Below are 20,350 nucleotides of genomic sequence, written 5' to 3' on the forward strand. Positions count from 1 at the left end.
AGTGCTCGATCGAGTAGTCGTCGTACTTCGTGTGGTACATCGAATAGCCCGCGTGGTGACGCGCGGTGAAGATGAGATAGCGAGCGCCGGACGTCCTGGCCAGCCGAGCGAGCTCCGAGGCGTCCCATCGCGTGGGGTTGAAGGTGGCGGCGGTGGAGTGATATTGCTCGGCGGTCACCTGCGCCTCGGCATGGGTTCGGCCCGGAATGATGGACTTGTCCACCAACGGCCAGGAGATCTCGATGCCCTGCTGGCTGGTGTGGTCCCAGTGCACGAACAGACCGAGGCCGGCCTCGGGAAACCAGGGTGCGATTGTCATAGGTGCTGCTCCAGTTAGCGGCGGTAGATGGTTCCGGGCAGCGCTCCGTTCATCGCGTAGCCGCCGTCGACGTCCAGGGACGCGCCCGTCGTGTAGCAAGCTTCGTCCGACGCGAGGTAGCAGATGGCCGCGGCGATCCACTCCGGTTCGGCGATCTCCCGCAGCGGAATGCGCTCCTCGAGTGCGGCAACGATGTCCGGATCGTAGAGCGGGTCGCTCATCCCGGTCCGGGTTGCTCCGGGACGTACGCAGTTGGCGGTGATCCCGTACGGCGCGAGCTCGCTCGCGATCGTCCTGGTCATCGCTTCGATCCCGCCCTTGGTCGCGGTGTAGGGGGCGGCGTTGGGTTCCGATACCGCCGCGTGCACCGAGGAGACGTTGACGATCCGCCCGGGTACCCCGGCGGCGATCATCAGCCGTGCGGCGGTCTGGGAGAGGAAGAAGGTCCCCGTCAGGTTGACGGCGATCACCTCGTTCCAGTCCTCGACCGTCACCTCGACGAAGGGCGCGATCCGCAGGATTCCCGCCGCGTTGACCAGGATGTCGAGGACGCCCCCGGTGTCTGACACCGCCGCCTCGAGCAGGGCCGGAGTCGCGGGGTCCGCGATGTCGGCGGACACGAGGGTGAGCTGTGAGGCGACCTCCTCGGGCCACGGCGAGGTGTGGGCCCGATCGATGGCGATCACCCGGGCGCCCTCCCGCAGGAGCCGCAGTGCCGTGGCTCTGCCGATCCCCGAGCCGGCTCCGGTGACAGCGACGGTCTTGTCTGCAAACCGTTCGGCCATTGGGCTCCTCCCTCGCTCGGCGCCTCTCGGATCGGACGTTACCGAGATCCGCCCGAGCCGTACATGACGTTTTGCGAATAGTCGTTATCCGCATCTCGCGCTGTCTCCGAGCGACCGCACCGGACTAGCTTCGAATGACGCCGTCTCCAGCGATCCATCGGTCCTCGAACGGCGACAGGCGATCAGAGAGCGAGTCTGACAACGATGACATTTCTGCAGGTTTCTCCCCAGGGACTGAAGCAGTACCAGGACGACAGGTTCGGCATGTTCGTGCACTGGGGCCTGTACTCCCTCGTCGGTGGCCACGAGTGGTCGATGTTCCGGAACCGGGACTCGGTCGCGGAGTACGAGACTCTCGCCAGCCGGTTCGAAGGTAAGGAGTTCGACGCGGACGCGTGGGTGCGCCTCGCGGCGGACGCCGGTCAGCGCTTCATCACCATCACCTCGCGCCACCACGACGGCTTCTCGATGTACGACACGGCGCTCAGCGACTACAAGGTGACGAACACCCCCTTCGGCCGCGATCCGATGACGGAACTGCGAGAAGCCTGCGATCGGCATGGCGTCCGCCTCGGCTTCTACGTCTCGCTGCTGGACTGGCACCACCCCGCCTACCGCGCCGCCCTCCGCGCACGCAGCGGGCTGGCGTGGGACGACTACGTCGGATTCCTACACGGCCAGGTCCAAGAGCTCTCCACCCAGTACGGCGAGATCGCCGAGTACTGGATCGACGGCTACTGGCCGAACGAATGGGCAACCCACCGGGAGAAGAACTGGTTCGGGCCGAGCGGTGACTTCCGCCTGCCGGAGTTGTACGACAAGATCCACACCCTCCAGCCCGACGCGGTCATCATGCACAACCACCATTCGCCCCCGCAGCCGGGAGAGGACGTCCAGGGGTTCGAGGGCGACCTGCCTGGCGAGAACAAGAACGGGTTCAACGTCACCCCGATCACGCTCGAGGCCCTGGAGATGTGCCAGACCACCTCGACCCTCGCCTACGGATTCCACCAGGACGATCACCACTATCGCGACGCCCGCGAGTTGCTGACGACTCTCGTCCGCGTGGCCGGCACCGGAGGGACGTTCCTCCTCAATGTCGGGCCTACTCCCCAGGGCACGATCCCGCTGCCGGCGCAACAGAATCTGCGCGCTGTCGGCGACTGGCTCCAGCGCAACGGTGACGGCATCTACTCAACCCGCGCCGGTGTCATCCGGATCGGCGATGTCGACGGCGAGGACAGGCTCAGCCACGCGTTCGCCTCGACGCTCGGAGCCGACGGCGCCCACTACGCGCACCTGCTCAACGGCGACGCACCCACCACCTTCTTCGTCGACCTGCCGGAAGGGCAGCACGCCACGGCAGTCGACGCCACCTTGCTCACGGACGGCGAAGCAGTTCCCGCCGAGATCCTCAGCGACGGCGACACGGTGCGGATCACCGTCCCGGCCGAGCGTCGCGAGGCACTCGTGAGCACGGTTCGGATTCGTGTGTCGTAGTCGCGGCATTCGTCGAACCAAGACACAGACAAGGAACCAACGATGGCATCCCAAATCTCAACGGCGACCTCAGGTCTGACCCGGCGCGGGTTCCTCTCGGGAACGGCCGGCCTCGGCGCACTCGCCTTCCTGACCGCGTGCGGCGCGGGCGAGAAGAAGACCGCCGCGGCGGGATCCCAGTTCACCTTCTGGGACATGCAGTGGGGCGGATCGGACTACGCCAAGAACATCGGCAACCTCGTCGGCGGCTGGAAGGCGTCGAACGGCGCAGCCGCGAAGTACCAGAACATCCCGTGGACGAACTGGTACCAGACCTTCACCTCCGCCATCGCCGCGAAAACGGCGCCGGCCGTGAGTTCCGGTGCTGCTTTCCAGCCCTTCCAGTTCTACCAGCAGGGGGCGCTCGAGGCCTCCGACGGCGTCATCGCCAAGCTCAAGACGGCGGGAATCTACGACGACTTCCTGCCGGGCACGATCGACACCCTCAAGTACAACGGCGCCTATGTCGGCGTCCCCTACCACCTCTCGATCAACGGGCTGTTCTACCGCCCGGACCTGTTGGACAAAGCGCAGACGGCAGTCCCCAAGAACTGGGACGAGTTCCGCGCCCTGTGCAAGGCGCTCAAGACCATCGGGGTGTATGGGTACTCGATCCCGGGCAGCCCCAAGGAGACCGGCTATCAGCAGGTGCTGCCGTGGCTGGTGAACAACGGCGGTGGCTGGTTCAACGAGCAGGGTGAGCCGGACTGCGTCACCGATCGGAACATCGAGGCCGTCGAGTTCCTCCAGAGTCTGGTCAAGGACGGGTACATCAACCCGACCAATGTCAGCTATACCAGTGCGCAGTCCGCAGCCGACTTCGCCGCCGGACACATCGGAACCGTGATGGCCGGTCCGAACAGCGACCTGCAGAGCTGGCCGAAGGTGAAGTCCGCGGTGATGAGTCCGCTGACCGGTCCCCACGGAGACAAGGGGGCGCTGCAGTGGGTCGACCCGCTGATGATCTACAAGGGCAACGCGAACCTCTCGGACGTGGAGGACTTCGTCGTCTGGTTCCTTGACGCGATCAAGCCCGCCTTCGCGGACGGCACCTACAACCGGGTACCCGCCCGTAAGAGCTTCGAGGAGGTGGCCGCGGTCAAGAACAGTGCCTCGACGCAGATGCTGATCAAGGAGTGGGTACCGATCGCGAAGTCGGTCGCAACGAGGTCCCCGGATCTCTTCCCTGCCTTGAACTCCGTCGAAGGCGCCCCGGCGACCTCCACTTTCACTGCTCAGGTGGTCCAAGCCACCCTCAGCCCGCAGGCGATCCTGCAGCAGCTGCAGGACAACTACGAGAAGTTGCATTACGGGAAGTGAGCCGGATGAAAGGAGGCTCCAGACGAACGGGATTCACCTACTCCTCGCTGCTGCTGCCGTCGCTCGTCCTCGTCGCGTTGATCAACGCGTACCCACTGGTGTACGCCGTCAACGCATCGCTGCACGACGGCAGTCTCATTCAGCAGGGCGACTTCGTCGGGCTGGGGAACTTCGGCTCCGTCCTGTCCGACCCGGCGTTCTGGGCATCGACGCGGTTCACCCTGATCTTCGTCGTCGCCTCGGTGCTGGGCAGCTGGGCCCTGGGCACCGTGCTGGCCCTGATATTGCGGATCAGGTTTCCCGGGCGCTCGCTCTTCCGGGTCCTCCTGCTCCTGCCCTGGATCGTCCCGATCGTTGCCACCTCCACCAGTTGGGCGTTCCTGCTGGGAACCTCCAGCGGGGCGCTTCCCACGCTCTTCCGAAACCTTGGCCTCGGCGACAATGTCTTGTTCCTGGGCGATCCGGTGCTGGCGCAGATCACGGTCTGCGTGTTCAAGATCTGGATCAGCTTCCCGTTCACGCTGCTGATGATGGGCTCGGCCCTGGAGGGCATCGACCAGAACATCTACGAGGCGGCCCGGGTCGACGGAGCCTCCCGCTGGCAGCAGTTCACCAGGATCACCCTGCCGATGACCGCGCGCACGACGTACGTGACCTGGATCCTGATGGCGATCTTCACCATCAACGACTTCCCGTCCGTCTGGTTGCTCACCGGCGGAGGACCGGTGGGAGCGACCCAGACGATGGTGGTCTACGCCTACAACCTGGTGTTCTCCGAGTTCCTGCCCGGGCTCGGGATCGCCGTCGCCATCCTGATCACCGGCCTGCTCGTCGTCGTGTCGGTCCTCCTCTACCGAATGATCCGACGATCATTCACGATCGCCTGAAGCGGAGCGGCAGATGACCTCCACCTCCACGTCCAAAGGTCCAAGGGCCCGTTGGGCGATCACGGTCGCGATGACTGTCTTCACCCTGATCGTCCTCGGCCCGATCATCGACATCTTCGTCAAGGCGCTCACCCCGAACGGCACCGGTCTGATCAACGGCGCCACCCTCACGCTCGACAACTTCACTTTCGTCTTCGAGCAGACGAACATGCTGCACTATCTCTGGAACAGCCTCGCCGTCGCGATCGCCACCTCCTTGATCGCGGTCGTCATCGGCGCCCCGGCCGGCTACGTGATCTCGCGATCCCGGTCCCGGCTGGTCTCCGGCTATTCCCTGCTGCTGTTCGTGATCCAGTCCTTGCCGGTGATCGTCTTCGTCGTCCCGATGTTCATCCTGTTCTCCTCGCTCGGACTCGTGGACAACCTCCAGGGCATCGTGATCGTGTACGTGTCCAGTGCGATCCCCATCGCCTGCTGGATGATGTCCTCCTACTTCGACACGATCCCGCAGTCGTTGGAGGAAGCGGCCTGGGTCGACGGGGCCACGGTCTTCGGCGGCTTCCGGCGGATCGTTCTCCGCAACTCGTTGCCCGGCCTGATGTCGGTCGCGATCTTCAGCTTCCTCGCCGCCTGGAACGACTATCTGATCGCTCTCGTGTTCCTGCGCAGCGATGCGGTCTTCACTCTTCCTGTCGGGCTCCAACAGTTCTTCCAGCAGAACCAGGTCTCCTGGGGCCCGGTGATGGCGGCAGCCGTCCTCATGCTCGCGCCGCCCGCGATCGTCTTCGGGGTGTTCCAGCGCTACTTCAGCATCGGCGGAATCGGCGGGGCACTGGCGGGCACCTGACAGTCCTCGTCAGCTGAGCTTGGGGTGGCGGTTGACATCCTTGTAGAGGAGGTAGCGGAAGCGGGACGGGCCGCCGGCGTAGCAGGCCTGGGGGCAGAACGCTCGTAGCCACAGGAAGTCGCCTTCCTGGACCTCCACCCAGTCCTTGTTCAGCAGGTAGACCGCTTTGCCCTCGAGGATGTAGATGCCGTGTTCCATCACGTGGGTCTCGGGGAACGGGATCACGCCGCCGGGCTCGAAGCTGACGATGTTCACGTGCATGTCGTGGCGAACGTCCAGGGGATCGACGAACCGCTGCGTCCTCCAGCGGCCTTCTGTGTCGGGCATCTCGATGCCGTCGACCTCGACTTCGTTGGTGACGAAGGCTGAAGGGAGGTCGATCCCTTCTACCCGTTCGTAGGCCTTGCGGACGAAGTGGAACTTGGCGACCCGGTCGCTGGTGTTGCGCAATGTCCAGTCGGAGGCTGGTGGCAGGAAGGCATAGCCTCCGGGCGCGAGGTCGTGCTTCTCACCGGCGACAGTGAGCACCAAGTTGCCTTCGACAACGAACAGGACCGCCTCGGCGCCGGGATCGGTCTCGGGCTTGTCGCTGCCGCCGCCCGGAGCGACCTCGACGATGTACTGCGAGAACGTCTCGGCGAATCCCGACAACGGCCTGGCAAGCACCCACAGCCGGGTGTTCTCCCAGAAGGGCAGCTGACTGGTGACGATGTCGCGCATCGTGCCGCGCGGGAGCACGGCGTACGCCTCGGTGAAGACGGCGCGGTCCGTGGTCAGCTCCGTTTGCGCGGGCAGTCCGCCCTGCGGGGAGTAGTAGCGCGGCTGGTTCATCCTTGTTCTCCTCGGCTCAGCAGGCGCCCTCGCGGGTCGGCCTCGATGTCGATGGGTACGCCGCGCAGCCAAGTACCGCGAATCACACCGGCGAGCGACCGCCCGGCGTACGGGGTGATCGCGTTCTTGTGCTGCAGGGCGTTGACGTCCACCACGAACGTCTCGTCGGGCGCGAGAACGCAGAAATCCGCGTCGTACCCGATCTCGATCCGGCCCTTGGTCGGCAGAGCGGTCTGCGTCGAGGGCGCCTGACACATCCAGCGCGCGACATCCACCAAGTCGAATCCGCGCTCCCGAGCCGCAGTCCACACTGCGGGCAGGCCGAGCTGGAGGGAGGCGATGCCGCCCCAGGCCGCGCCGAAGTCTCCGGTGTCCAGGTGCTTCAGGTCGATCGTCGAGGGCGAGTGATCGGAGACCACCAGGTCGATCAGCCCGTCTCGCAGGCCCTCCCAGAGCAGCTCACGGTTCTCCGCCTCGCGAATCGGCGGGCAACACTTGTACTGCGTTGCGCCGTCGGGGATGTCCTCGGCGGCGAAGGTCAAGTAGTGCGGGCAGGTCTCCGCGGTGATCCGCACACCGTCGCGGCGGGCCGCGGCCAGTACGGGCAGGACATCCGAGCTGGACACGTGCAATACGTGCACCCGGCAACCAGTCCGGCGGGCCAGCTCGATCACCTCCGCGACTGCCGCGTTCTCCGCTTCACGCGGCCGCGAGTGCAGGAAGTCCAGGTACTTCGCGCCGTGCGCCGCCGGAGCATGATCGATCCGGTGGGCGTCCTCGGCGTGCACGATCAGCAACCCGTCGAACGAGCTGATCTCGCGCATCGCCGACTCAAGCTCCGCCGGATCCAACGGCGGGAACTCATCGACACCCGAGTGCAGCAGGAAGCACTTGAACCCGAAGACACCGGCTTCGTGCAACGGGCGCAACTGCGCGGCGTTGCCGGGAATCGCGCCGCCCCAGAACCCGACATCGACGTACGCCTGGCTCTGCGCTGTCTTCCGTTTCACCTCCAGAGCCGGTACGTCGCACGTCGGCGGGATGCTGTTCAACGGCATGTCGATGATCGTGGTCACGCCACCGGCCGCCGCCGCCCTGGTCGCGGAGGTGAACCCCTCCCAGTCCGTCCGCCCCGGATCATTGACGTGCACGTGGGAGTCCACGACGCCCGGCATCAGCACCTCGTCGTCGGCCAGTTCCACCTGATCCGCGCCTTCAAGGTCCGACTCGTACGGCGCGATGGTGGCGATCCGCCCACCCTTGATCCCAACGGCACGCGGCACCACACCCGCAGTACTGACAACCCGGCGGGCCCGGATCACAAGGTCCAGCGAGGTCATTCGACGCCCCCTCTCGATTGCACTCATCGTAGGTCTACTGGTCGCCGGCTCACGCGCTGCCGCGACCGGGCGCGCCAGTCGCCAGGGGAAGCTGATCGGTCGCGATCCGCTCACCAAGCCTCCGCAGCAGCGGGACCGGATCGGCAATACACCGCCGCACATCGGGCTCGAGATCCGTCAACGCGTACGCCGCGGCGATCCCCGCCCCACGCAGTCGCTCAGGCCCAAGCCGGTTCGTCCCACACACCGCGACCACCGGAATCCCAGCCCCCGTCGCAGCAGCAGCCACCCCAGCCCCCGCCTTCCCATGCAACGTCTGCTCGTCAAGCGCCCCCTCGCCGGTAACAACAAGGTCGACCCCGCCCAACCGCTGCCCGAACCCCACCAACTCCAACATCAACTCAATCCCCGCCCGCACCTCCGCCCCCAGCAACGCCACGCCCGCAAACCCCACTCCCCCAGCGGCCCCCGCCCCCGCCACCTCCCGAAGATCGTGTGCCCCCTCGCGGGTCACGAGGTCTGCCCAGTGGGTCAGAGCGACGTCGAGTTCGGCGACCTGCGCCGGGGTCGCTCCCTTCTGCGGTCCATAGATTGCCGCTGCGCCAGACTGGCCTGTCAACGGGTTGTCTACGTCGCACGCCATCACGATCTCGACTCCGGCCAGACGCTCGCGGAGTGCTGTCAGGTCGAGAGACTCAGCCTCGATCAAGGCCGCACCACCTTCGGCGACTTCCCGACCGTTGCTGTCGAGCAACCGGGCGCCGAGCGCCCGGACCAGGCCCGCTCCCCCATCCGTACAGGCGCTGCCGCCAATGCCGAGGATGATCCGATTGCAGCCGCTGTCGATCGCCGCAGCAACCAACTCACCCGTACCGCGCGAGGTCGCGCTCATCGGTGCCGGCTCACCACCAGGCAACCGGATCAGACCGGACGCGTCCGCCAACTCAACAACGGCAACCTCACCGCGCCGGGCAAACCCGCTCTGCACCACCTCACCAGTCGGCCCTGTGGCGTCCACCGCTACCAACTCGAAACCCGCACCAACGGCGGCCGCAAGAGTGCCGTCACCACCGTCCGCCACCAGTACTACGTCGACGATCGCGTCCGGCCGCACACGCAGTACGCCGTCCTTCACCGCCGCCGCAACCTCATCACTGCTGAGCGTGCCCTTGAACTTGTCCGAGGCAACAACCACCCGGCACCCCGGCATCAGCTGGGTGCACCGATTGCGGTCGGGGCGTCCTCGGGGTGTTCGGCGAGGTCTTCGAATTCGGTGATGGCGTCGATCTCCGTGCCCATGGACACATTCGTCACTCGCTCGAGGATGACCTCGACGACGACCGGGACGCGGAACTCGACCATCAGCTTCTTCGCCTGCTCGAGCGCCGGCAGGATCTCGTCCGGTTCAGACACCCGCAACGCCTTGCAGCCCAAGCCTTCGGCAACCTTGACGTGGTCGACGCCGTACCCGTTGAGCTCGGGACTATTGATGTTCTCGAACGACAACTGCACGCAGTAGTCCATCTCCAGGCCACGCTGTGCCTGGCGGATCAGCCCCAGGTACGAGTTGTTAACGACCACGTGGATGTAAGGAATGTTGAACTGCGCCCCGACCGCCAACTCCTCGATCAGGAACTGGAAGTCGTAGTCGCCCGACAACGCCACGACAGTCGCCTCGGGATCGGCAACAGCGACACCGAGCGCCGCCGGCACAGTCCACCCGAGCGGCCCCGCCTGGCCGGCGTTGATCCAGTGCCGCGGCCGATAGACATGCAGCATCTGCGCGGCCTGGATCTGCGACAGCCCGATGGTGCTGACGTAGCGGGTGTCGGGTCCGAAGGCCCGATTCATCTCCTCGTACACGCGCTGCGGCTTGATCGGCACAGTTCCGAAGTGCGTCTTGCGCTGCAGCGTTGTCCGCCGCTGCCGGCAGTCCTCCGCCCAGGCGGAGCGATCGGCCAGCCTGCCGTCGGCCGCCCATTCCTTGGCGACCTCGACAAAGACCTCAAGCGCCGCGCGAGCATCGGAGACGATCCCGTACTCCGGCGCGAGCACCCGGCCGATCTGCGTCGGCTCGATATCGACGTGCACGATCTTCCGGCCCTGCGTGTACGTCGCGACCGAGCCCGTGTGCCGGTTGGCCCACCGGTTCCCGATGCCCAGCACGAAGTCGGAGGCGAGCAGCGTCGCGTTGCCGTACCGGTGCGACGTCTGCAGACCAACCATGCCGGCGGCCAGCGGGTGGTCGTCCGGGATGGTGCCCCAGCCCATCAGCGTCGGTACGACGGGCACTCCGACGAGCTCGGCGAACTCCACCAGCAGCGAAGCGGCGTCGGCGTTGATCACCCCACCACCCGCGACGATCAGCGGCCGCTCGGCGTCGTTGAGCAACGCGAGCGCCTTCTCCGCCTGGGCCCGGGTCGCGGCCGGCCGAGCCACCGGAAGCGGTTCGTAGGTGTCGATGTCGAAGTCGATCTCGGCCAACTGGACGTCGATCGGCAGGTCGATCAGTACCGGTCCGGGACGACCGGAGCGCATCAGCTGGAAGGCGTTCTGGAACGTCCCCGGGACCTGGGCCGCCTCCATCACCGTCACGGCCCACTTGGCGACCGGCTTGGCGATCGAGGCGATGTCGACTGCCTGGAAGTCTTCCTTGTGCAGCTTGGCCACGGGTGCTTGGCCGGTGATGCAGAGGATCGGGATGGAGTCGGCGGACGCGGAGTACAGGCCGGTGATCATGTCGGTGCCGGCAGGGCCCGAAGTACCGACGCAGACGCCGATGTTGCCGGCCTTCGCGCGGGTGTAGCCCTCGGCCATGTGCGAGGCGGCCTCGACGTGGCGGGCCAGCACGTGCTTGATCCCGCCATGCTTCTTCATCGCGTTGTAGAACGGGTTGATCGCGGCGCCGGGCAGCCCGAAGGCCTGGACGGCGCCCTCCTTCTCGAGGATCAGGACCGCGGCATCGACCGCGCGCATCCGCGCCATCAGCTCGACACCTTTCCAGCCGTGCTCTGACCGGACAGCCGCTCCACGCCACGAAGCAATGCGGAGTGGTCGAGGCCGCCGTCGCCGTTCGCGCGGGCGGAGGCGACCAGTTGGGCCACGAGCGAGCCGAGCGGTACGACGACGCCCGCCTCCCGCGCCGCCGCGGTGACGATGCCCATGTCCTTGTGGTGCAAGTCGATCCGGAAGCCGGGCTGGAAGGAACGCGACAGCATGTTCTCCTGCTTCTGGTTCAGCACCGCCGAACCGGCCAGGCCGCCACCGAGCACCTCGAGGGCGGCCTTGGTGTCCACGCCGTACGCCTCCAGGAAGACCACGGCCTCGGACAGCGCTTGGATGTTGGAGGCAACGATCAGCTGGTTCGCGGCCTTGACCGTCTGCCCGGCGCCGCTCCCGCCGACATGGACGATGGTCTTGCCGACGGCATCGAACAGCGGCTTGGCGGCCTGGAAGTCACCGGCCTCGCCGCCGACCATGATCGACAGCGCGGCGTTCTTGGCGCCGGCCTCGCCGCCGGACACCGGGGCGTCGAGCAACCGGAAACCCTGAGCGCGAGCCTGGCGGGCGAGCTCGATGGTGACATCGGGCCGGATGCTGGAGAAATCGATGATGAGGGTGTCGGTCCGGGCGCTCTGGAACACCCCGCCCGGGCCGGTGAGTACCAAGTCGACGTCGGGTGAGTCCGGCACCATGATGCAGACCACTTCGGCATCCTTGACGGCGTCGGCGATCGACTCCGCAGCGCGTCCTCCTGCCTCGACCAGCGGTTTGGCCCGCTCAGGATCGAGGTTGACGCCGGCAACCTGGTGACCGGCGTTCGCAAGATGAACAGCCATCGGGCTACCCATGATCCCGAGGCCAACAAAGGCGATATTCGTCATAGCTGAATCTCCTAAAGGTCAGCCGGCCAGGCCGCGGCGTTCGCGCGGTAGCCAGCCGAAGCTGTCGACAGTGGTGGTGCTCGGCTTGTATTCGAGGCCGACCCAGCCGGTGTAGCCGTGGGACGCGAGGGCGGCCAGTTGGGATTCGAGTGGGAGCGTGCCGGTGCCGGGCTCGTTGCGGCCGGGGGCGTCGGCGATCTGGACGTGGGCGATCCGGTCGGTGTACTGGGCGATGACCCGATCGACGTCGTCGCCGTTGACCGCGAGGTGATAGAGGTCGGCGAGCAGGCCGACGTTCTGCACGCCGTACGACGTCTGCACCCGGTCGATGACGGTCAGTACGTCGGCTGCGGTCCGGAGCGGATAGCGCTCGGCACCGCTGACCGGTTCGACCAGCACAGTCGCGTCGATCCGGGCCGCGGCGCGGGCCGCCAGGCCGAGGTTCTCGATGGCGAGTTCGTCCTGCTCGACCGCGGAGTGGCCGTCGACCCGGTTGCCGTAGAGAGCGTTGAAGGCCCGGCAACCGAGCTGTTCACCGATGCCGACGGTGACGTCGATGTTGTCCCGGAACTCGCCGGCCCGCTTGGGCCAGGACACCAGCCCGCGATCCCCACCCGGCATGTAGCCGGCGAAGAAGTTGAGCCCGACCAACTGCACGCCGGCGTCCTCGATCGCCGTCACGAAGGCGTCGATGTCGGCATCCGACGGCACCGCCTCGGCGAACGGCCACCAGAACTCGACGGCGTCGAAGCCGGCCTGCTTCGCGGCGGCCGGTCGCTCCAGCAGCGGCAGCTCGGTGAACAGGATCGAGCAGTTCACCTCGTAGCGCAGCGCGTGGCTCATGAGATCCTTCCCTCATAATTCCGTATTGCGGAAGTTTGCTTCTGTTCTGCGAAATGACCATAAGATGCCCGCGGAGGACGCGTCAAGCACCCCGGGGACGGCCGCAGTTCTGCCCTCGTCGGTGCCCGGTTAGGCGTCGCGGGCGCACGAGCGGGCGTTGTACGTTCCTCCAAGGAGAGGTTTCAGCTATCAACGGGAGGTGCGACGTGCTGCTTTCGGAGCTGTTCGACGCACCCGAGCTGAGGCTTCGCCTGCTGTATGCGGCCGAAGGTGTGGAGATCCGTCCAATCGGCCGGCTGATCACCACCGACCTGCTGGAACCCGGCAGCTACCTGAGCGGCGGCGAACTGGTCCTCACCGGTCTGGTCTGGCGCCGCAGCGCCGCGGACAGCGAGACCTTCGTGGCCTCGGTGGCGGGACAGGGCGCGACCACGATCATCGCCGGTACGGCGCAGTTCGGCGCGGTCCCCGATGACTTGCTCGAGGCCTGCCGTCGCCACCAGGTCACCCTCGTCGAGGTGCCCACCGAGGTCGCGTTCGCCGACGTGACCGAGTATGTCGCGGCCGCGGAGTCGGCCGATACCGGCGCCAGGTTGTCTGCGAGTCTCGTGCGCCAGCGCCAGCTGCTCTCGGCGATCGCCTCCGGCCGCAGCCTCGACGAGCTCGCGGCCCGGATCTCCGCCGACATCGGGCACGACTGCCGGGTGATCACGTCCACCGGGCGACACGTCGTACCGGGTCCTGCCGAGTTGGATGACGAGACGCTCGACGCGGTCACCCGGCGGTTCCTCACCGCAGACCGGACGCCCGCCGTCGCCGACGCCAGCGGCGCGAAGTACAGCCTCTTCCCGGTCGGATCAGGCCTCGGCAACCGGCTGACCGCCTGGCTGCTGGTCGTCGACGGGGATCACACGCTCTGGCCGCCCGACCAGGTCGAAGCGGTCCACGAGTTTTGCGGCATCGCCGCGCTGGACCGGGTACGCCGGGACGAGGGACGGCTGGCGTTGCGGCCTCTCGTGGAGGACGCCCTGGCCCTGGTCGAGTCCGGTGGCCCGCAGGCCGAGGTCGCCACCCGCCTGCGGCAGGCCGGCGCGCAGTTGCATCGTCCGATGGTGGTCGCGGTTGCCGAGCTCCGGGACGACGGGGCTGCCGACGTAGCGGTCGCGCTGTTCGAGGACGTCGCGCTCTCGGTCGGTCCCGCGGTGGTCGCGCCAGGGCAGGACGGCTTGCTGATCGGATTGTTGCCTTCGTCCCCCGAACTCCCCGACCTGCTGCGCCGGGCGTTCGGCCGGCTCTCGCCCGGCCTGCCGCGGGCAAGACTCGCGGTCGGCGTCAGCGGTGAGACGGGCGTCGATGCCTTGGCGGGCGCGCTGGAGGAGGCGCGATTCGCCCACCGGGTGGCGCGAGCAGGCGGTACTCCGGTGTCTGTGGTGACCTCTGACCAGGTCGCTTCCCACGTCCTCCTGCTCGCCACAGTCCCCGACGACGTCCGGCGTACCTACACCCACCGGGTGCTCGGGCCCGTGCTCGAGCACGATCGCCGGAACCGCAGTGAACTGGTCGCTACGTTGCAGGAATTCCTCGCCTGTTCGGGCTCGTGGTCGCGAACCGCCGAGGCACTGCATCTGCATGTCAACACGGTCCGCTACCGGATCGAACGCGTGGAGCAACTGACCGGTCGCGATCTGTCCCAGCTCGAGGACCGCGTCGATGTGTTCCTCGCTCTCAAATCGCTCTGAGCCGCCTGGTTTTGGGTGATCACACAGTTCGGGCCCGGGGGGAGCTGGCCAAGTTCGGAGGTTTGTTGCTAGCCGTCGGCGACGGCCTGAGCCCAAGCTGGCGTGCAGGTCAGATCCGCCGCGACCCCTTGGAAGGTGTCCGATGAAGGCAGTCCTGCGACCGAGCCGCCGCACTACCGCTCGTCATCCCGTCGACGAGGTGCTGTCCCCGGGACGGCTCGCCCTGTACGGCACCCAGCACGTGCTGGCTTTCTACGCCGGCGCGGTGATCGTACCGATCCTGCTCGCGAACTCGATCGGCCTGAGCACCGAGCAACTCGTGCATCTGATCAACGCCGACCTCTTCACCTGTGGCATCGCCTCCATCATCCAGTCCGTCGGATTCTGGAAGGTCGGCGTCCGGCTGCCGCTGTTGCAGGGCGTGACCTTCACGGCGGTCTCGCCGATGATCGCGATCGGCCTCGCCGCGGGCGGCGGGACCGACGGCCTGCTGGTGATCTACGGCGCGGTGCTCGTGGCGGGTCTGGCCACCTTCTTCATCGCACCGTTCTTCAGCCGGCTGATCCGGTTCTTCCCACCGGTCGTCACCGGCTCGGTCATCACGATCATCGGGCTGGCCTTGCTGCCGGTCGCAGCTGCGGACGCCACTGGCGGCGCGGGACCGACCTCCGACCCGACCAGCGGCAAGAACCTGGCCTACGCACTCGGCACACTCGCCCTGATCGTGGCGATCCAGCGGGTCTTCAAGGGGTTCATGGCAACGGTCGCGGTCCTGGTCGGCCTGGTCGTCGGCACCCTGGCCGCGTGGGCCCTCGGGGACGCCCACTTCGGCGCCGTCAACGACTCGGCCTGGGTCGGCGTCACCACCCCGTTCTACTTCGGCTGGCCGCAGTTCTCGGTCGCCGCGATCATCTCGATGGTCGTGGTCATGCTGATCACCGCGGTCGAGACCACCGGTGACGTGTTCGCGACCGGCGAGATCGTGGAGAAGCGGATCGGCCGCGAGGACATCGCCCGGGCCCTGCGCGCGGACGGTCTCGCCACCACCATCGGCGGCGTCTTCAACTCCTTCCCCTACACGTGTTTCGCCGAGAACGTCGGCCTGGTCCGGCTCACCCGGGTGAAGAGTCGCTGGGTGGTCGCGGCGGCCGGAGCGATCATGATCCTGCTCGGTCTGGTCCCCAAGGCCGGCGCCATCGTGGCCGGGATCCCGCACCCCGTCCTGGGCGGTGCCGCCCTGGCGATGTTCGCCACCGTGGCCGTCGTCGGCTTCCAGACCCTGACCAAGGTCGACTTCCACGACCACCGGAACGTGGTCATCGTGGCGACCAGCGTGGGCCTGGCCATGTACGTCACGGCGCAGCCCCAGGTCTCGCAGGCGGTGCCGGGCTGGGCGGAGATCATCTTCGGCAGCGGCATCACGCTGGGCAGCCTGACCGCGATCGTGCTCAACATCCTCTTCCACCACGTGGGCAAGGACTTCGGCCCTGCGGTGGCCGGCCAGCCTGGCGACGGCACCGTGCGGCTGGACCAGGTGAACAAGATGACCCGCGACGAGTTCGTCGCGACCTTCGCCGACCTGTTCCAGGGGCCCAACTGGATGGTCGAGCGGGCCTGGGAGATGCGTCCCTTCACCGACACCCACGCACTGCGCCGCGCGTTCCAGGAGGCGCTCTTCTCCGGGTCGCACGAGGAGCAGCGTGAACTGATCAAGGCCTATCCGCAGCTGGGCTCGCAGTTCGTTGCCGACGGCCTCAGTGGTGAGGCGTCGCTGCGGGACCAGTCCGCGCGGGGACTGACCTATCTGGCCGAGCCGGAGCGCGACGTACTGGCGACGATCACCGACGAGTACCGCGAGCGCTTCGGCTTCCCCCTGGTCATCTCGGTGCGAGACGCGGACTCCTTCGACCGGATCCTCGAGCAGCGCCGGGAGCGCCTCGGCAACTGCGAGAACCAGGAACACGCCGCCGCACTGCTGGAGATCGCGAAGATCGCCGGCTACCGGTACGACGATTTCCTCCAGGACGCGAACCCCATCCACAGTGCACGAACCCGCTGGAGCAGCAATCGATGAGTACCACGATCAAGGTCAACGGCGCGGACCTGGCCATCGACGGGGTGCCGGTCCACACCACCGTGCTGGACTGGCTCCGCGACCGGGGCCTGACCGGAGCGAAGGAGGGCTGCGCCGAGGGTGAGTGCGGCGCCTGCTCTGTCCTCGTCGCCCGGCCCGGGATCGAGCAGCCGACCGACTGGATTGCGATCAATGCCTGCCTGATTCCGGTCGGATCTCTTGACGGCCAGGAAATCATCACCTCGGAGGGCCTGGGTACGAGCAAGAACCTGCACCCGGTGCAGGAGGAGATGGCCGTCCGGGGCGGATCGCAATGTGGCTTCTGTACTCCGGGCTTCGTCTGCAGCATGGCCGCGGAGTACTACCGCTCCGACCGTACTGCGCCCGCCGGCGAACCGTGCGATCACGAGCACGGTCCGAACGGATTCGATCTCCATGCCCTCAGCGGAAACCTCTGCCGGTGCACCGGGTATCGGCCGATCCGGGACGCGGCGTACGCGCTCGGCGATCCGGACGCGGACGATGCGCTCGCGGCTCGCAGATCCAGCCCGCCACCCCCGCCGGCGGCGACCAGGTTGGCGGTGGCCGGAGCGGAGTTCCACCGGCCGGCGAGTCTCGACGACGTCCTCGGGTTGCTGGCCGACCGGCCGGACGCGCGGATCGTGGCGGGCTCGACCGACGCCGGGGTGGAGGTGAACCTCCGCGGCGTACGGGCACCTCTGGTCGTCGCCGTGGACCGACTGGCCGAGTTGCGGGAGTTCTCGTTCGGGCCCGATCAGGCGACTGGGGCGGTGGGGCGGGGAAAGAATCAGATCCGCATCGGCGCTGCGCTGACTTTGAGCGAGATCGAGCGGTTGCTGGACGGACGGGTTCCGCTGCTGGGGCAGATGTTCCCGCAGTTCGCCTCTCGGCTGATCCGCAATGGCGCCACGATCGGCGGCAATCTCGGCACCGGGTCACCGATCGGCGATACGCCGCCCGTGTTGCTGGCCCTGGACGCCTCGCTCGTGCTGGCGTCCAGCCGCGGCGAGCGAGTGGTTGCTCTCGCGGACTACTTCACGGGGTACAGGCAGACCTTGAAGGCTCCGGACGAGCTGATCCGGGCGATCCTGATTCCGTTGCCGCTCGCAACGCTCACCGCGTTCCACAAGATCGCTAAACGACGCTTCGACGACATCTCGAGTGTCGCGGTCGGCTATTGCCTTGATGTCGTCGACGGTGTCGTCCGTCAGGCCCGGATCGGGCTCGGTGGCGTGGCCGCGACGCCGCTGCGCGCGACGGCGACCGAGGAGGCGCTGACGGGCCGGCCTTGGACCGAGCGGACGGTGCGCGAGGCGGCCGCCGTGATGGCAGCAGAGGGTACGCCGATGGACGATCACCGGGCGAGCGCGTCGTACCGGTCAGCGATGCTCGGCCAGTCGCTGCTCCGCTTCTACGCCCAGAGCCTCGCAGTAGAAGGGATAAGCGCATGAGTTCGCTATCCGCACGGCCGCAGTACTCGCTGGTCGGTCTGCCGTTGCCGCACGAGAGTGCCGCGCTGCACGTCACCGGCGAAGCGCTCTACACCGACGACCTCGTCGTGCGCACCCGCGACGTCCTGCACGCCTGGCCGGTCCAGTCGCCGCACGCGCACGCGCGGATCACCGACCTCCGGATGAAGCCGGCGTACGACGTGCCCGGGGTGGTCCGCGTCCTCACCGGCGAAGACGTTCCCGGGATCAACGACGCCGGCGTGAAGCACGACGAGCCACTCTTCCCGACCGAGGTGATGTTCCACGGTCACGCCATCTGCTGGGTCCTCGGCGAGACGCTGGAGGCCGCGCGGCTCGGCGCCGCCGCGGTGGAGGTCGAGTACGAGGAACTCCCTTCGCTGATCACGGTCCGCGAGGCGATTGCTGCAGGCAACTTCCAGGGCACCGGGCGGCACCTGCAGAACGGCGACGTCGAAGGAGCGCTGTCCGACGCGGCGCACGTGTTCTCCGGCGAGTTCGAGTTCGCCGGCCAGGAGCACTTCTACCTCGAGACCAATGCCGCGCTGGCCCTGGTCGACGAGGCCGGCCAGATCTTCGTCCAGAGCAGCACGCAGCATCCGTCGGAGACCCAGGAGATCGTCGCCCACGTCCTCGGTCTGGCCAGCCACGCCGTGACCGTGCAGTGCCTCCGGATGGGTGGAGGCTTCGGTGGCAAGGAGATGCAGCCACACGGGTTCGCCGCCATCGCGGCGCTCGGTGCGACGTTGACCGGCCGTCCGGTACGGCTTCGGCTCAACCGCACCCAGGACGTCACGATGACGGGCAAGCGCCACGGCTTCCACACCGAGTGGCGGGCCGGCTTCGACGACGACGGCCACCTGCTGGCACTCGACACCACCATCACCGCCGACGGCGGCTGGAGCCTCGACCTGTCCGAACCGGTCCTGGCCCGCGCGATGTGCCACATCGACAACGGGTACTGGATCCCCAACGTCCGCGTCGACGGCCGGATCGCCAAGACGAACAAGACTTCCCAGACCGCCTTCCGCGGCTTCGGCGGACCGCAGGGCATGCTCGTCGTGGAGGATCTGCTCGGTCGGTGCGCGCCGTTGCTCGGGTACGACGCGATGGAACTGCGCCGCCGCAATCTCTACCAGGCGCACCACGACACGCCGTACGGGATGCCCGTCCGCCATGCCGAGCGGCTGGAAGCCTGTTGGAGCGAGGTCCTCGAGACCAGCGAGGTCGAGCAGCGGCGGGCGGACATCGAGCAGTTCAACGCATCCCACGCGAACACCAAGCGGGCGGTGGCGATGACGCCGGTGAAGTTCGGCATCTCGTTCAACCTGACCGCGTTCAACCAGGCCGGGGCGCTGGTGCACGTCTACAAGGACGGCTCGGTGCTGATCAACCACGGCGGCACCGAGATGGGTCAGGGTCTACACACCAAGATGCTGCAGGTGGCGGCCACCACACTCGGCGTACCGCTGGCTCGTGTCCGGCTGGCCCCGACCCGCACTGACAAGGTGCCGAACACGTCGGCCACCGCAGCGAGCTCCGGCGCCGACCTCAATGGCGCTGCGATCAAGAACGCCTGCGAGCAGATCCGCGAACGCCTCGAACAAGTTGCCGGGGGCAAACTCGGTATCGGTGCGCACGACGTACGGTTCGCGGACGGCATCGTGCGCGGGCTGTCCTTCGACGGCGAGAGCCTGACCTGGGAAGAGGTCGTCCATGCCGCCTACTTCCAGCGGGTCCAGCTGTGGGCGGCCGGCTTCTACCGGACCGAGGGCTTGCACTGGGACGCCAACGCCATGCGAGGTGAGCCTTTCAAGTACTTCGCGTACGGCGTGGCCGCCTCCGAGGTCGAGGTCGACGGATTCACCGGTGCCTACACACTGCGCCGGGTCGACATCGTCCACGACGTCGGCGACAGCCTCAGCCCCCTGATCGACATCGGCCAGATCGAGGGCGGCTTCGTCCAGGGCGCCGGCTGGCTGACCCTCGAAGACCTCCGCTGGGACGAGAGCGACGGACCGAACCGCGGCCGGCTGGCCACGCAGGCGGCCAGCACCTACAAGCTGCCCAGCTTCTCGGAGATGCCGGAGGTCTTCAACGTCCGGCTGCTGGAGAAGGCTCACGAGGACGGCGCGGTCTACGGCTCGAAGGCCGTCGGCGAGCCACCGCTGATGCTCGCGTTCTCCGTGCGAGAGGCGTTGCGGCAGGCCGCAGCGGCGTTCGGCCCAGCCGGGACGAGCGTGAACCTGCCCTCCCCCGCGACACCCGAGGCCGTCTACTGGGCACTGGACCGGGCCCGCTCGGGCCAACCAGACACTGTGCAGCTCAACGGGCAACTTAACGGCGTTGAACCTGCCAGGTTGAGTGGAGTGTGAGGGCCGAGATGGAGTGGATGCGAGCGGTAAGCGGGCTGCGCGAACAACGCCGCCCGGGCGTACTGGTCACCTTGATG

16 protein-coding genes are annotated in these 20,350 nt (G+C 67.3%); 8 read left to right on the forward strand and 8 right to left on the reverse strand.

Going from position 1 to position 20,350, the window contains the following annotated elements; translation table 11 throughout:
* Both VFG33_RS29350 and VFG33_RS29355 read right to left on the reverse strand, forming a co-directional pair.
* Positions 1-319, reverse strand: a 319-nt coding sequence (locus tag VFG33_RS29350; RefSeq protein ID WP_325056225.1) for an alpha-L-fucosidase, incomplete at its 3' end; no start/stop codon positions are given.
* 14 nt (positions 320-333) lie between these two features.
* Positions 334-1,104, reverse strand: coding sequence for an SDR family NAD(P)-dependent oxidoreductase (locus VFG33_RS29355; protein WP_325056226.1), 771 nt, complete (start codon positions 1,102-1,104; stop codon positions 334-336).
* A gap of 204 nt (positions 1,105-1,308) precedes the next feature.
* Here VFG33_RS29355 and VFG33_RS29360 point away from each other — a divergent pair, with 204 nt between their 5' ends.
* The 4 genes from VFG33_RS29360 to VFG33_RS29375 are packed head-to-tail and all read left to right on the forward strand — an operon-like array spanning position 1,309 to position 5,697.
* Positions 1,309-2,604 (forward strand): alpha-L-fucosidase, encoded by a 1,296-nt coding sequence (locus tag VFG33_RS29360; RefSeq protein WP_325056227.1) that lies wholly within the window; start codon positions 1,309-1,311, stop codon positions 2,602-2,604.
* A 42-nt stretch (positions 2,605-2,646) separates the two neighbouring features.
* On the forward strand, positions 2,647-3,963 hold the full coding sequence (locus VFG33_RS29365; protein ID WP_325056228.1) for an ABC transporter substrate-binding protein: 1,317 nt from the start codon (positions 2,647-2,649) through the stop codon (positions 3,961-3,963).
* 5 nt (positions 3,964-3,968) lie between these two features.
* Positions 3,969-4,850 carry a carbohydrate ABC transporter permease gene (locus tag VFG33_RS29370; RefSeq protein WP_325056229.1) on the forward strand — a complete coding sequence of 294 codons (882 nt, stop codon included), beginning with the start codon at positions 3,969-3,971 and terminating at the stop codon, positions 4,848-4,850.
* Between the two features lie 13 nt (positions 4,851-4,863).
* Entirely contained in the window at positions 4,864-5,697 is an 834-nt protein-coding gene (locus tag VFG33_RS29375) for a carbohydrate ABC transporter permease (RefSeq protein WP_325056230.1), read from the forward strand.
* 9 nt (positions 5,698-5,706) lie between these two features.
* Here VFG33_RS29375 and VFG33_RS29380 read toward each other — a convergent pair whose 3' ends face one another.
* From VFG33_RS29380 to VFG33_RS29405, 6 genes are read right to left on the reverse strand one after another with little or no spacing between them, the layout of a single operon-like run.
* Entirely contained in the window at positions 5,707-6,528 is an 822-nt protein-coding gene (locus tag VFG33_RS29380) for a bifunctional allantoicase/(S)-ureidoglycine aminohydrolase (protein WP_325056231.1), read from the reverse strand.
* The gene (gene allB / locus VFG33_RS29385) at positions 6,525-7,868 is read right to left on the reverse strand and encodes an allantoinase AllB (protein WP_325056232.1); all 1,344 of its coding nucleotides are present in this window, start codon (positions 7,866-7,868) and stop codon (positions 6,525-6,527) included. Before allB ends, VFG33_RS29380 begins: the two co-directional genes overlap by 4 nt.
* A 49-nt stretch (positions 7,869-7,917) precedes the next feature.
* A complete protein-coding gene (locus tag VFG33_RS29390; protein ID WP_325056233.1) occupies positions 7,918-9,063 on the reverse strand; it encodes a glycerate kinase in 1,146 nt (381 codons plus the stop codon).
* A 14-nt stretch (positions 9,064-9,077) separates the two neighbouring features.
* Positions 9,078-10,853, reverse strand: a complete 1,776-nt coding sequence (gene gcl, locus VFG33_RS29395; RefSeq protein WP_325056234.1) for a glyoxylate carboligase — start codon at positions 10,851-10,853, stop codon at positions 9,078-9,080.
* Positions 10,853-11,752, reverse strand: coding sequence for a 2-hydroxy-3-oxopropionate reductase (locus VFG33_RS29400; protein WP_325056235.1), 900 nt, complete (start codon positions 11,750-11,752; stop codon positions 10,853-10,855). Before VFG33_RS29400 ends, gcl begins: the two co-directional genes overlap by 1 nt.
* 18 nt (positions 11,753-11,770) lie before the next feature.
* Complete coding sequence (locus VFG33_RS29405) at positions 11,771-12,595, reverse strand: hydroxypyruvate isomerase family protein (protein WP_325056236.1); 825 nt, start codon at positions 12,593-12,595, stop codon at positions 11,771-11,773.
* Positions 12,596-12,801: 206 nt separating this feature from the next.
* Here VFG33_RS29405 and VFG33_RS29410 point away from each other — a divergent pair, with 206 nt between their 5' ends.
* The 4 genes from VFG33_RS29410 to xdhB all read left to right on the forward strand — a co-directional run bounded on the left by VFG33_RS29410 (position 12,802) and on the right by xdhB (position 20,273).
* On the forward strand, positions 12,802-14,334 hold the full coding sequence (locus tag VFG33_RS29410) for a PucR family transcriptional regulator (RefSeq protein WP_325056237.1): 1,533 nt from the start codon (positions 12,802-12,804) through the stop codon (positions 14,332-14,334).
* Between the two features lie 142 nt (positions 14,335-14,476).
* Entirely contained in the window at positions 14,477-16,408 is a 1,932-nt protein-coding gene (uraD, locus tag VFG33_RS29415; RefSeq protein ID WP_325056238.1) for a 2-oxo-4-hydroxy-4-carboxy-5-ureidoimidazoline decarboxylase, read from the forward strand.
* Positions 16,405-17,880 carry a xanthine dehydrogenase small subunit gene (locus VFG33_RS29420; protein WP_325056239.1) on the forward strand — a complete coding sequence of 492 codons (1,476 nt, stop codon included), beginning with the start codon at positions 16,405-16,407 and terminating at the stop codon, positions 17,878-17,880. Before uraD ends, VFG33_RS29420 begins: the two co-directional genes overlap by 4 nt.
* Positions 17,877-20,273 carry a xanthine dehydrogenase molybdopterin binding subunit gene (xdhB, locus tag VFG33_RS29425; protein WP_325056240.1) on the forward strand — a complete coding sequence of 799 codons (2,397 nt, stop codon included), beginning with the start codon at positions 17,877-17,879 and terminating at the stop codon, positions 20,271-20,273. Before VFG33_RS29420 ends, xdhB begins: the two co-directional genes overlap by 4 nt.
* Positions 20,274-20,350: the final 77 nt, after the last annotated feature.

This window comes from Kribbella sp. (assembly GCF_035687465.1).
Taxonomy (GTDB): domain Bacteria; phylum Actinomycetota; class Actinomycetes; order Propionibacteriales; family Kribbellaceae; genus Kribbella.

What these genes read in the sequence shown, in the direction of transcription:
- gcl (WP_325056234.1), bottom strand. Translation starts at nt 10,853, where the DNA reads ATGGCGCGGATGCGCGCGGTCGATGCCGCGGTCCTGATCCTCGAGAAG.
- VFG33_RS29400 (WP_325056235.1), bottom strand. Translation starts at nt 11,752, where the DNA reads ATGACGAATATCGCCTTTGTTGGCCTCGGGATCATGGGTAGCCCGATG.
- allB (WP_325056232.1), bottom strand. Translation starts at nt 7,868, where the DNA reads ATGACCTCGCTGGACCTTGTGATCCGGGCCCGCCGGGTTGTCAGTACT.
- uraD (WP_325056238.1), top strand. Translation starts at nt 14,477, where the DNA reads ATGAAGGCAGTCCTGCGACCGAGCCGCCGCACTACCGCTCGTCATCCC.
- VFG33_RS29365 (WP_325056228.1), top strand. Translation starts at nt 2,647, where the DNA reads ATGGCATCCCAAATCTCAACGGCGACCTCAGGTCTGACCCGGCGCGGG.
- VFG33_RS29370 (WP_325056229.1), top strand. Translation starts at nt 3,969, where the DNA reads ATGAAAGGAGGCTCCAGACGAACGGGATTCACCTACTCCTCGCTGCTG.
- VFG33_RS29420 (WP_325056239.1), top strand. Translation starts at nt 16,405, where the DNA reads ATGAGTACCACGATCAAGGTCAACGGCGCGGACCTGGCCATCGACGGG.
- VFG33_RS29380 (WP_325056231.1), bottom strand. Translation starts at nt 6,528, where the DNA reads ATGAACCAGCCGCGCTACTACTCCCCGCAGGGCGGACTGCCCGCGCAA.
- VFG33_RS29360 (WP_325056227.1), top strand. Translation starts at nt 1,309, where the DNA reads ATGACATTTCTGCAGGTTTCTCCCCAGGGACTGAAGCAGTACCAGGAC.
- xdhB (WP_325056240.1), top strand. Translation starts at nt 17,877, where the DNA reads ATGAGTTCGCTATCCGCACGGCCGCAGTACTCGCTGGTCGGTCTGCCG.
- VFG33_RS29405 (WP_325056236.1), bottom strand. Translation starts at nt 12,595, where the DNA reads ATGAGCCACGCGCTGCGCTACGAGGTGAACTGCTCGATCCTGTTCACC.
- VFG33_RS29375 (WP_325056230.1), top strand. Translation starts at nt 4,864, where the DNA reads ATGACCTCCACCTCCACGTCCAAAGGTCCAAGGGCCCGTTGGGCGATC.
- VFG33_RS29355 (WP_325056226.1), bottom strand. Translation starts at nt 1,104, where the DNA reads ATGGCCGAACGGTTTGCAGACAAGACCGTCGCTGTCACCGGAGCCGGC.